This window comes from Mucilaginibacter sp. P4_E8, from assembly GCF_056401495.1.
The window spans coordinates 116,044-129,426 of record NZ_JBFUJG010000008.1 but is presented as its reverse complement, the minus strand read 5'-3'; the positions used below and the strand labels follow the sequence as shown (position 1 = coordinate 129,426).

Sequence of the window (13,383 nt, the reverse complement as noted above, 5' to 3'; positions counted from 1 at the left end):
ATTTAATTATTTTATCGATATCACAATTTATAAGACAGGTATTTAGGATTGCTTTGCATTACCTATTTTACTATTCTATTTTACTATTCTTTTATTAACCAGATATATTACAGCAATTTTGGATCAGATGCCCACCTGCCAAAACGATAACTTAGGGATATTTCATGGGTGGCATTATTAAAGGTCCCCAAATTGGTTGATGATGTACCGAACTGATAGCCATAGCCCACATGGAATGCATTAATGTTTAAAGTAAGAATCCCCGACATTTCTTTATCGGTACGATAGTTTAAACCAAGTCCCAATGTTCCTTTCATATAAAATATACCGGATATATCCGCAGTAAGAGGTACCCCCTTTGCGTAGGAAACCAGCGTAGCCGGTTTGAATTTTATATCTTCATTTACATTGGTTATCAATGCCCCGGAGAAATAATAATGATTTCTGAAATTGGTATTATCCTGTACAGATGCTGTCCCCAGACTGGTTATAGTGAGTTCGGGCACAGATACGCCGAGATAATACCAGTCGGTGTAATACATAACGCCAAACCCCATATTGGGTTTCGTTCCCCTGACATCATTCCTGAAGGTTGGATCTGTGGCATCCAGGGTAGAATAATTGGCGGTATAGTTTCGTACACCGGCATTTATCGATACCGCTAAAATGCTTCTTGAATCTAATTGTATCCCCTTTGCAAAATATACATTTGCCTCGGTTTGGCGTTCTATGGCAACCTGGTCATTAAATACAATCAATCCTGTAGAACCATTGATAGATTCAATGGGGAGGTTACCCGTGATCAGATAAGTTACCGGTGCCCCGTCTACTCCTACCCATTGTCTGCGGGCCAGTGTATTAATTGATCCGGCCTTATCCAGCAGGGAATAGGCGGGATTAAACGGTGTCAGGTTATCCATGTATTGTGTATAACTAAAAGCTTGCTGCTGGGCAACAGCACTATTGCCTGTTACCATAAGTAACAGGCAAAGGCTTAATGCAACAAGCAGGGGTTTCTTGCTATTAAAAATTTTATTGATATCCGGGATCATATCGTGCTATCAGTATTTAATGATAATGAAACCTGTTTTATGTTTATTTTCAGTACCTGCCTTGTATTCCAGCGAATAAAAATAAGTGCCGGGCCGCTGCATGGCCCCATTGATACTGGAATGTCCGTCAAATACTTTTGAGCGGTTATCATAGCCCCTGGCTTCAAACACCTTAACCCCATTACGGTCCATGATCATCAACTTGTTATTGGGGTATGCCGTTAACCCGTCTATGGTCAGGAAATCATTGATGCCATCGCTATTGGGCGAAAGACCTGGGTGCACTACAATTGCATCATTTACGGTGACTGGCGGCGGGGATATCGCTAATGCAGTATTCTTTGATGCCATGGTCCCTGTTATACCAGGTTCCGTTCCATAAATTAACTGCCCTTTGTAATAAACAGTAATATGGTTATTCTCCTTCATCACATCTTTGGGCAGGTACGAGTAATCATTCAGCTCGTTAAAGTTTGACCAGTCTGATTTGGCTATACGGTACTGGATATTGCCCGATGTGCTCAGGGGGTAAAGTGTGCCCACAGCAGCGTTTACCGCTACCTCGAAATAAGTATCGGCACCGTTAAGTGCTGCACCTAATGATACAAAGTTGCCGCTTATGTTACCGCTGCCTTTTTTAGCATAATCTATCCAGTAGTTTAAGCTTTGTGTCCCGTCTTTGGTAAACCAGTAACGCGCGGTGATATCTCCATAGGCAAGCGGTACATTACCGGTATTATTAATGGCAAGATAAGTGCTGATGGTATTGCTGCCTGTGCTTTGGTTTTGATTCTGATAGAATACGTTCAGGCTGGTAAGAGGGGAAACATCAGTCGGTTCAATTCCCCATATCAACATACCATTCCGATAAAGCGTGATGTGGTTATTGGCACCGTAGCTGCCGGTATTACTTTGATAAGAATAATCATCTGCCTCGTTCAAATTTCCCGAGTCCTGGTTGGCAAGCCTGGATTGTATTTGCCCGGTATTGCTGCCAGCTCCAAGATTCCCTGGTGCGGTGAAACTATATTCCACATAACCAAGAGCACCATTATGGGGCTGAACTAAAGAAACATATTTCATTTTTACATTACTATTTCCCAACTGGGCGTAATCTATCCAGGTATTAATGCCCGCGTAATTTTCTGCAGTGAACCAGTAACGCATAGTTAATTCGCTATAGGCAACACCAACGGAATCGGCATTCATTATCTTCACATAAGGACGGATAATGTTATTGGTCAATTGCCCGGCATCTCCATCCTGGTGTTGCACCTGCAGGTTAAGCGGGATAACCTTCAATATGCGGCTTATGGGAGTTGCCGCTGTATATTGCTCGTTACCGGTTTGGGATGCTATGACCGTACTTGTTCCAGCACCTTTAATATGTATCTTACCGTTAACTATCGTAGCCACTGTAGTATCTGAACTCGTGTAGCTTACCGGCAAATTGGAACTTGCCGTAGCATTGATGGTAAAATCCGGATCGCCTATTACTTTCTGAGTTATCGGGTCAAAGGCAATCATTTGCTCACCCAAAAAGCCATCAGCAATTTCTGACGCGCTGAGAGCCCTGCTGTAGATCTTAAACGCATCAATGGAGCCCTTGAACATTGGATCAGCAGAAAACTGAGATTTTCCTAAATAATTAAAACTTGTGACGCCCAGCGCCGAAGGTTTGATGCTGATACCCGTGGTAGACGCTACAGAGGCACCGTTAATATACATGGTGCAGGTGCTGCCCGATCTGGTTATGGCCAGGTTAGTCCAGGTATTGAGCGGAAAAGTATAATTAAAGTTAAGATTTTGCTCAGCCGCCGACCCGTTTTTTATCGCGTAACGCACAATCGATTTCCCGCTTGTTATACCTGCTTGAACCGATAAAAACATATACTGGGTAGTACTCGATCCGAAATCAAATACGCGCATCCAGGTAGTAATAGCATCCATCCGCACCCATGCAGAAATAGTGAAATCATTCAACGTACTCATAATACCTGATGGAAGCGTGGCATAGGCATTAGCTGTTCCATCCAGCAGGAGCGCCTGCCCATACTTACCGGTGCCTCGGCTGCCTGTGGCCGCAAGCGTGGCATGATTAGCTCCCCATGCGTCAATCCCTTTTGTTCCGCCTGGTTCATCAAATTTATAATAATCGTTTTGGCCAATATTGGGCTTTGCAATTACTTCAGTGCTGTTTGGGCTTTCAACAGTACTGTCAATCGAGGTAACAACATAAAAATAGGCACTTCCGTTAGTAACGTTTACATCAGTGTATTTTGTAGTACTAACATTCCCAATTGTGGTATAAGGTCCGCCCGAAGTAGTTGAACGTTTAACCTTATAAGTAAAGTTTGACACGGGTCCCCACTCTATTATATTTTTAGCATCTCCTGCCGCAACCAGTAACCCACTAACAATATTGCTTTGAACGGTTAAAACCAGGGTTACTGTACTCGTGGTACTTCCGTTTGACGCGGTTAGGATAACAGGAAAAACACCTGTTTGGGTTGGGGTACCTGAAATAATCCCCGTACCTGTATTAATATTCAACCCATCGGGAAGCCCGGTTGCCGAAAAACTATTGGGCGATTTGATTGCACCGATGGTATAGCTAAAAGACTTCCCAACAACAATGGTATCAGCTAAAGCACTGGTAATGGTAACGGGCAAAGTGCGGTCATCCAGCAACAGAACATCATTACTTGTTCCACCTTTATAAGTTATACGAAAATTGTAATCGCCCACTGTAATTAAAGCCATTTCAGGCAGGTCCTTAAAGATTCCGGCAATAGCAGTGCTGCCTGTATTATCAATAATGGTGTAGGCTGCGCCCGATGGCAACGTGCCCGCAGTGCCTGTTACTGATAATTTAGGGTTGTTAATGAGGCTAACACTGGTAACTGTTATTTTATCGCCAGTGGCGCTACCCATATCAATTTCAGCATTGTAGGTAGCATCAGGTTTTAAGGTTAAGGAACCGGCTATCAATGAGCCAATAGCCTGGTTCCCGGGTTCAAGAATTGCGCCTGCTCCGCTTCCGGTTCCAATGGTAACCGCCATTGTGCCTTTACCTGTTCCGCCGAACGAACCGGCCTCTGCTGTAAGGGGACTGTTAAAAACCCCCGATGCCGGATCATTGTTTAACAGGAGTTTTCCACCCCTGATAGTGGTTGTACCACTGTATGAGTTATTTCCGGTAAAAATAAGCACGCCGGCACCTATCTTTTCTACATTCATAGAACCCGACATAATGCCGCCAAAGGTTGTACTAAGGTTTAATGCCCCAATGCTGATTGTAGGACTACCCCCGGCATCTGTCCGGATCGCCCCTCTCCCGGTAAGTGCGCCAAAACTGATGGTTCCCGTAGCGAACAGTATGCCCTGGCAGTCATTTCCGTTGGCATCCAGGTTCCAGTAAGCCTTGGCACTGCCTGATTCGGGAACTTCAAAACGCACCCGGTTGTTACCGCTACGTAATTTGGATACAAAAGTACCAGTAAAATTGCTGTTATCGCCAAAAAGGTGTAAGCCCGCGTAAACGTTGCCATCCTGTATAATGGTGCCGCTACCCAAAAGCTTGCCCCGCAGGTTTATTGCATTGCTTGTTTGATAAAAATAACTGGTTTTACCGGCAGCTATTTCAAAGTCGTTATAAAAGGTTGCATCGCCATTCACTGAAAACAATGCCCCACCGTTCATAATGATCTTACCTGTTCCCAACGGACCGGATGTTGGAGCCGAAGGTGTTCCGGTACCAATGCCCGATACCTCCAAACCATATACAGGGGGCCAGCTTTGCCCGTTGCCGTTTAATGTGGTGGTACCGGTATAGGTATTGTTTCCTGATATATAAAGATATCCTATACCGTTTTTTAGCAAACTTCCGTTTCCGCTTATCCCTCCGGTGAGGGATACCGTACCACCGGTTATCGTGTTTACATTGAGCAAAGTATCCAGCACAACAGGCATGCTCAGGGTATGTGAGGTTGTGGCATTGTTAACCAGGTCATTCCTTAAATGGATAGTATCGCCGGATATGGTATAACTGTTCGCGCCCGCGTTAAATTGCATCCGCGAAACCTCCAGCCCTTTAATGTCATTAGTCAAAATAGTATCGGCCGATGCATTGAACGTTATAATGGCTGGGCTTGCCGGGATAGCATTTTCTACCCAATTGGAAGCCAGTTTTAATGAATCGGTTTCGGATGCAGGTTTCCAGGTATAAGAACCAGACCCAGGAACTCCGAATGCCTCTACCGAATTTCCGCTTTCTTTGGTTTGCCCAACTGACGAAATCACGTAATAATAAGGGCTTCCGTTGCTTACATTCACATCAGTATAACTGGTACCCGGCACATTGGCTACGGTTGTATAAGGGCCGCCACTTACGGTGCTTCTTTTTACGTTATATGTTGCTGCTCCAGAGGCAGTGTTCCAGCTTAAATCAATCTCTTTGTTTTTATTGACAATCGCCGGCTGATTTGGCGCCGCGGGCGGAACCGATGCAAAAACCACATTTGAGTTTCCGCTTTCCAATGCCCCGGCCAGGGCCGTAACAACATAATAATTGTTTATCTCGGGCATGGGCAATGCATCAATATAAGAGGTACTGGTTACACTGTCCTGAATGGTAGTAAAAGGACCACTTGCCGAGAGTGAACGCTTTACGCTATAGCTGCTTGTATTTGCTATTACAGGCCATGCAATACTGATGCTTGAAACATTGGTTACCGCGGCAGTAACGCCCGCCGGTGTTGCCGGGGCCATGTTACTGGTTACATTAATAACCAGGCTGGCCGTTCCTGTACCATTAGCATTGGTAGCCTGTAAATTTACTACACTTTGTCCTATTGCTGTTGGGGTGCCGGTAATAACACCCGCAAGTGTATCAATACTTAAACCGGCAGGCAAGCCTGTAGCATTGTACTTTGTTGCATTGCCGGTTGCTGTAATAGCGTAATTAAATGTATTACCAACTACTCCGCTTGCCGAGGTTGCACTGGTTATAAGAGGCGAACCTGTAGCGGATGTGCTGTTAACAGATACATGAGTTAATATAGCTGTATTTAAAGCTGAAGTATTATTGGAAATGGTATAAAAACCAATATAGGTGTTGGCCGGAAGCGTAATAATGTACAATGCATGGTTTGTCCAGTTGATACCGTCCTGCGAATGGTAAGCAAATACCCTGTTACCTACACGCTCTATTTTTAGCCACCAGGGCGCTTTCGGCTGATAATGGGAATAAGATGTTTGCGCGCTGGAGCCATTTGCTGTTGCCCAAACGCTGCCGTTTCCGCCCAGATCTACAGCTACATAATTGGCTGTTGGTGATAGCGATGACCGGATCATCAAACCGGTAACAGCTGTATTCATGGAGTTACTTTCAACCTTCATAATCATACCAACATCGCCATTAGCCTGTTGAAAAGTAAAATTGCTCGCATTGTATTCCGATTTCCCTGCCGCCTTCACCGTCCAGGTACCATTATTGTAGGACGCGGAACCGGTTAAACCAGTACTGCCAATATCAATATTACTGAGGTTGCTAACCGGTTGAGCGAGATCGGCAGGATAAACAACAGGCGTTAATGGGGTGGCATGTGAGGTGTCTGCCGACTTTAAATATAAAAAGGAGAAGCCATCCTCGCCAGCCAGCGCCCGTATTTGTTCGGTATATGGGGTTGGAATGCCCTTACGCAGTGCATACGCTCCCTTAATAATATTGTTAAACGGATGCCTGTGAACATACCCAGGAGGGATTCCCCAATTGGTCCAATAGCTGGCATAGGCCCCGTATGGTACAAAAGATAAGGTGCCGGCAGGCGACTGGCTATACTGGCTATATAATTCGCCGATTTTAAGCAAACGATTGTCAAATTCCGAAAACAGGTCAACACCTTGTTTCCAAGCTACTTCCGCGCTCCATCCAAGCGCCTGAATTTGCTCAAACCAATGGTCATCACGTCCCGAATCGCCTACCTCGCCATTAGGTAAGCTATTGCGTAATCCTCCACCCGCATCCATGCGGTATACTTCAATGGCCTGCTGCCATAGTGCCTGATCGCCCAGATAAGCGGCAATACCTACTGCTATTCCCAATTGGAGGGCTCCTTTATTTGCATCTCTTAAAGGGTTGGGTACCCATGAAGTCGGGTATAAAACATTTCTGAAATAATTATTTACATGTGTATCATTAGCGGCTGTCCATCCCGGAAAGGTACCTCTCAGGATATCGGCCCCTGCAACGAAGTAAGCTACACGGTCGCCAATATCGAGCATGTTCTCTCCACCGCCCCAGCTGGTATTAGTAACTGCCCAGGCATCCAGCATATTAGTGGCTTTTCGGGCGTACGCGGAGTCGCCTGTAAAAACATACATGAACGCCAGGTTATGAATAGCGATCATATCATCCAGCCAGGCCGGATTGTTTAAATTAGGCGCACGGGTTACCGTTGCGAAAGGCCCCCTCATGGAATAGCTTAATTGCGAATGCGAATCGCTTTTGAGGGAGTTATATCCTGTAAGCCAAGGCTCTTTGGTAATATTGCCTTTCAGTTGATCCAGGTCTGCCCGGGTGAAAGGAACTCCGGGATGTACAAAGGTCTGGGCATGTGCCCGGTACACCAGGCCAGTAATAGAAAGTAATGCCACAAAAATTAACGAAAAAAAATAGGTTAGTTGTTTTCTCATATTTTCAATTTATACCGATTTAATCATTGGTTACTTCCTTCAGTTTACATATAGGTTTCCTGCTCCTATCCTGAAATAAATGTGATAGTCTGAATATTAAATTTCCATTACTATGCATTCGCAACCATAGCGTGTCACACTTATTTCAGGTGATTATTTTTTTTAAGGTTTCCCTCGTTTGGTCGTAAAAATTACAGTTGTTGTTTATCCATTAACTCAGGCAAATTGTAAGGCGATATTTGGTTATTGATTTGTGAATCAATAACCAAATATCGCCTCCAAAATGGAAACCCAAGGGGGGATCTGGGAGCAATCATAGGGGGTAAAAATAAAAATCATGAATTTGGATGAATTGAAATCTTCCGGATGCCAGGCGACATTGGTTATTTAGTAAAAGAGCCATAGTTTTAGCCACGGCTTTTCCATTTAAACTTTAATAAAGATGTTCGAGAATTGTTTGAGACAAGGATGCTAACAGATCAATAAACCCTCATTGTACCGCTTTCATAAACATATATTGCGCAACGATGGATACCTTGAACGTGCCACAGGAAGCACCTCTCCATTTTTCAGTTCTATGGAATATCTGCCTCCCGGCTCTATTAACAGTTTTACAGCTTCCTGCCATCTGATGATATATGAACGATGTATACGCACAAACTGGTCATTTGGAAGCAGTCGTTCAATTGCATCAAGGCTTTTATCGTGCAGCCAACTACTGCCATTGTATAACCGCAGCTCGCTGTAGCTCCCCGCTCCTTTAACGCTGTGTACATCACTTACATTTACAAGTTTGATGATGCCGTTATTGCGCACAGCCAGATATTTCAATTCATATCCCGTGACAGCAGGGCTGGCTTTGTCTAATCTTTTAAACGCCCGGAACAAACGCTCCTCGTCAAATGGTTTTGGTACAAAATCAAGCACGCCGTAAGCGAATGCGGTTATGGCTTTATCGGTGTATGCAGACACGATGATAGTTTGAAAAGAGCGTGATACCATAGCTTCCAGTACCGTAAAGCCATCCTTGCCGTTCAAATTAAGGTCGAGCAGCAGCAGTTCTACAGTATGCTTTTCCAGATAAGCTAAGCCGTCCTGCAGGTCATCGCAAATTATAAGTGAGGCTCCCTCCTGTTCAAAATACAGGCGTACCATACGGGCTAACCGCCGTGCTATACGCATCTCGTCCTCGATAATTAAAATATTCATATACTTATCTGAATACTGCTGCGCCAGCCCCCGGAAAACGGTTCTGCACTGAATTGCCAATTATCTCCATAACTTTCCGTTAGTCTTGCCTTAATATACCTAAATCCATTTCCGCCCGATGCTTTTTCAGTGACGCGGTTATCGCCATAGGTTTCCAATACATATTCCTTAATGTGTCCCGACCGTTTAAAATTAAAAACAAAACGAATGCGGTTATTGACAGGGATACTATGGGTTACCCCATTTTCTACTAATGTTAGAATAACCGCCGGCGGAATCATCTCATGGTCATCTATACCCTGTTCATCCCAAATATATATTATTTCCTTCCGGTACTGCATCACTTCAAGATGATGTCTGCACAGGTCTATTTCCCGCCGCACGGATACCAATGTTTCTTCTGCCATTTCCATCATCAGGTCAAATTCGCCCGACAGGGCCTTGATGAACTTTACACCATCGGCAGGCGATTCTTCCACCCAATCAATGAGCGAAGTAAGCGTGTTGCGAAGAAAATGCGGCTGGATATTTTTTTTCACCAGTTCGAGCTGCAGACGCGATGATAACAGCAGAGACGCCTGATGGGCTTCTTCCAACTGCCTTGATGTGGTTGTTTGCAGGTATAATATGCAAAGCAGAATAATGGTAAAGGCAATGTACAAACCAAAATCGTAAAACATAAACTGATTAACCACCATAGATAAAACAAAACCCATAAGTACCAGCGTACTGCCTTTTTGCTTTTTTAGGAGGGCGTACAGCAATACGAGCACCGAAGCAATCCATAAGGCCAGACTGTGCAAATGAGCGGTAAGGTCGTAATGCTCATAATTAATTATATAAATGGCTAACAGGACAACAGCAAACGAACCTATAAAAATACCGGTTCCAGGTAAGCGGTAGTGAATGGCAAAGTACAAGGGAATAAGCAGCGCAATGGCAAAAGTAAGCCAGCCAACAATTTTCAGCCTGGTATAAAAGCGGGTATAGGGAATATCAATGTAAAACTTGATGTACTCCATTGCCAGCAGCGAAAAGAACAGGAAACAGATCAGTGCAAACAACAACATTGTTTTCGGTCGCGCCTGGCTGTTGATATATAAAAAAGCATAGTAAATGGCCGCTATTAAAAAAGCACCCGCCATAAGATTTACTAATGAAAGCTCTATCAGCGGCTGTCGCAGTAACTTAAGGTAACTTTCGGGCTTAGCCATGACTATCCGACCTGTCTCCCTGAGATGCATTTGCGATCCTTTTACTTCCACCAGGTGATTTCCCAATCCCGAAAGCGCATCAGGTATTTGGTAGTAGCTGGTTTCAGTACCCGGCACTTCTGCAGAACCCGCAATTGCAGGGATACCGTTCCGGCCTACTTTTATGCCATCCCAGTAAACATCAAAAGCGCCGAAACTGTGCACCTGTACACCGAGCGGAGTCGCAAATTTCTTTTCTTGCAGGTTGATATACACGCGCGCATGGAATTGGCCGGCTGAAGCGGTATCCACTACTGCATCACTTGCAGTATACCTGATATCACGTGTACAGGATACCAGGAAAAACAACAACAGGATTAACAGCCACTTTTGCATGAGGTAAAGATAAATTGAATTAGATAAGTTTTAGTGCAGTTAAAAAGGCAATAGTGCAGCTGACAGCATTTTAGTGGCAGCTGTGAATTATACATTATAATCTTGCTTCATGAATTATGTAGCAAAACTCTTTGTATTCTTCCTTTTCATCTTGCTTTCCAACCAGGGCATAGCGCAAACGGTGTCCGGTACCCTGATTGAAAAAAAAACCGGTTTGCCCCTGCCATATGCAACAGCGAGTCTGCTGGATAGCCTGAACAAACCGGTAACCGGTGTTATGACCGGAGAAACAGGAACCTTTGTGCTTGGCCCGGTAAAACCCGGCTCTTATGTCCTTGAGTGCAGGTCTATGGGGTACCTGACTATAACACGTACGATTCGACTCAGTACAGGCCAAAAGCTGGCGCTTGCCGGCCTGGCATTATCCCCGGATGCGAAAACACTTGCTGAAGTAGTTGTTACCGGCGAAAAACCAGCCTTAAGTATCCTGCCGGATAAAAAAGTATTTGAAGTGGGCAAAGATGTGCTCTCCCAGAACGGATCCGTGAGCGATGTGCTGAATGGTATACCTTCCGTTAGCGTCAGCCCGCAGGGGCAGGTCAGCCTTCGTGGCAACCCCGGGGTTGTCGTTCTTATTAACGGCCGCCGCTCAGGCCTGGTACAAGGCAATGCCCTGGAACAGCTGCAGGCGGCGCAGGTTGAACGGGTCGAAGTTATCAGCAGTCCTTCTGCCCGTTATGATGCTTCCGGCACCGCCGGTGTAATCAATATCATCCTCAAAAAAAATAAAAAAGCAGGTTTCAACGGACAGGTGCAGGTAATGGCCGGTATTCCAAATGATACCCGCCTAAACCCAAGCCTTAATTATAAATCCGAAAAATTCTATTTCTTTTCCACCATGGGCATGCGCAAATCTGACTACAAGGGCAAATATTCCTCCAACCAATTTACTCCTGCTAATAATTTAGCCATGCTTCAGGATGAAGACCGGCATGACGATGGTAAAATGCTCTATGCAGGGACAGATTACCAGCTGAGTGAAAAACAAACCATGACGGCCGCGTACCTGTGGCATGGTACCCATGATCATGACAAAACCTGGCTAAATTACGATTACAGCAGCCTTCAACCAGACAGCACACTCAAACGTAGCGGCGAATCCCGGGAACACCGGAATTACAACCAGCTGGAGTATAACTATACCCAGTTATTTAAAAGGCCTAAGCAAAAATGGACTGTTGACCTTCAATACGATTGGTGGAACAGTCATAAGAACTGGCAATTACAAACAGATAAGGTAGCACCGGAAAAGGCGGAATATCCCGCTATTCGCACCAATAATACAAACGCTAATCATGATCTTCTGATCCAGTCTGATTGGGTACAACCACTGACTGGCAGCCTATTGCTTGAAGCTGGCTTAAAAACAGAGAACCGGAGTATCAGGTATAGCTTTGTAGCTGAACAGCAAACAGGGGATAATTTTACGATCTATGATAACATAAACAACGACTTACGTTACTACGAAAAAATACAGGGAGCTTATAGCCAGCTAAGTGACAAAAACGAAAAGTGGAGCTATCTTGCCGGATTACGTATGGAAGCTACGGCGGTAAGGATTGAGGACGATAAGAATTATCATATCCCAAAGAAAGCATACACCTGGTTTTTCCCTACGCTGCATCTTGATTATAAAATAAATACTACATCACAGCTGCAGGTGCACTACAGTACACGCATCAGCCGTCCTTCACTCTACCAGTTATCACCTTTCGCTGAACTTACCGACCTCTCCTCAAGGGAAATAGGCAATCCTGACCTTAACCCATCATACGCGCATGTTTATGAGTTAGGGTTCTTAAAACAAAGCTCATTCATTACGATAAACCCAACTATCTTTTATCAGCATATCGTCAAACCTATTTCTGATTATACTTATCGTGATCCGGAAGGCTATTTTGTTACGATACCGGTTAATATCTCCGGGGAGCAGCGTCACGGTTTTGAGCTTAACTTCATGTATAATCCCATTACTGCTTTACAACTGAATGCCGATTTTAACCTTTATCGTTTCAGCCAAAAGGGCAGCTACAACGGGTTCAATTTCAACTATACCGGCACCTCATCGGGTGGGCGCCTTACTGTACAGGTTAAATTGCCAAAGGCACTGGGCATACAAACACGCTACTATTATAACGGCCCTAACTCAACCGCACAAACCCGGATACGTGCCATGCAATGGGTTGATTTCGGCATGAGTAAAAAAGTGTTAAATGACCGTTTTTCCATCGCCGCTGATGCGACCAACATCTTCGACACCCGGCGCTATCGTACGGTTGTAACAGGACAGGATTATTCACTTACCACCATGAGCCGGTTCAACGGTGCACGGTACAGAGTGAGTTTAACCTACAAGATCAGCAACGATGGTTCGGCACGACAGGCAAAAACTGGCAACCGGGACTAAGCATATTTAATATACCACGCTTATCAATTGATTTTCTCAGTGGTTCTGTTACCAATATAGAGGTGTATTTGGTGATTAAACTTTCATTGCTGATGTAAACTGATAACCCTGGTAATCTGCCAGCGACCGGAGTTTTGCCGCCAAAGAAGCATGAATTTACCAGGCCCTGCTTTCACCAGGTTCATTGATGTTACGAAAAGTATGATAACCAAACTCACGATAATTGCCCCCAATCATCATATTTAGCCAACGGGTCTTCGGGCCGTACGGGCAAACTGAAGCAGAACCTTTTCTTTGCAGGCCGGACGTTGTTTGCAAAGTAGGAGGTAACCTCCCTTACCATACAGTTTTAATACAGCTTTGCTTTTTG

Annotated in this window: 5 protein-coding genes; 1 reads left to right on the top strand and 4 read right to left on the bottom strand. The window is 44.6% G+C overall.

Annotated elements, in window-relative coordinates; translation table 11 throughout:
• Window positions 1–107 precede the first annotated feature (107 nt).
• The 4 genes from AC1DRQ_RS05675 to AC1DRQ_RS05660 form a co-directional block, all read right to left on the bottom strand.
• Entirely contained in the window at window positions 108–1,052 is a 945-nt protein-coding gene (locus AC1DRQ_RS05675; RefSeq protein ID WP_477422784.1) for a PorP/SprF family type IX secretion system membrane protein, read from the bottom strand.
• 9 nt (window positions 1,053–1,061) lie between these two features.
• Complete coding sequence (locus AC1DRQ_RS05670; protein ID WP_477422782.1) at window positions 1,062–7,748, bottom strand: cellulose binding domain-containing protein; 6,687 nt, start codon at window positions 7,746–7,748, stop codon at window positions 1,062–1,064.
• 504 nt (window positions 7,749–8,252) lie between these two features.
• Window positions 8,253–8,957, bottom strand: a complete 705-nt coding sequence (locus AC1DRQ_RS05665; protein ID WP_477422780.1) for a LytR/AlgR family response regulator transcription factor — start codon at window positions 8,955–8,957, stop codon at window positions 8,253–8,255.
• Window positions 8,954–10,546 carry a histidine kinase gene (locus tag AC1DRQ_RS05660; protein WP_477422778.1) on the bottom strand — a complete coding sequence of 531 codons (1,593 nt, stop codon included), beginning with the start codon at window positions 10,544–10,546 and terminating at the stop codon, window positions 8,954–8,956. The genes AC1DRQ_RS05665 and AC1DRQ_RS05660 overlap by 4 nt, the downstream gene beginning before the upstream one ends.
• Before the next feature lie 109 nt (window positions 10,547–10,655).
• Here AC1DRQ_RS05660 and AC1DRQ_RS05655 point away from each other — a divergent pair, with 109 nt between their 5' ends.
• Window positions 10,656–13,013 carry a TonB-dependent receptor gene (locus AC1DRQ_RS05655; protein ID WP_477422776.1) on the top strand — a complete coding sequence of 786 codons (2,358 nt, stop codon included), beginning with the start codon at window positions 10,656–10,658 and terminating at the stop codon, window positions 13,011–13,013.
• The last annotated feature ends 370 nt before the right edge of the window (window positions 13,014–13,383 follow it).

Coding starts and splice junctions, on each gene's coding strand:
- AC1DRQ_RS05660 (WP_477422778.1), bottom strand. CDS start 10,546: ATGCAAAAGTGGCTGTTAATCCTGTTGTTGTTTTTCCTGGTATCCTGT.
- AC1DRQ_RS05665 (WP_477422780.1), bottom strand. CDS start 8,957: ATGAATATTTTAATTATCGAGGACGAGATGCGTATAGCACGGCGGTTA.
- AC1DRQ_RS05670 (WP_477422782.1), bottom strand. CDS start 7,748: ATGAGAAAACAACTAACCTATTTTTTTTCGTTAATTTTTGTGGCATTA.
- AC1DRQ_RS05655 (WP_477422776.1), top strand. CDS start 10,656: ATGAATTATGTAGCAAAACTCTTTGTATTCTTCCTTTTCATCTTGCTT.
- AC1DRQ_RS05675 (WP_477422784.1), bottom strand. CDS start 1,052: ATGATCCCGGATATCAATAAAATTTTTAATAGCAAGAAACCCCTGCTT.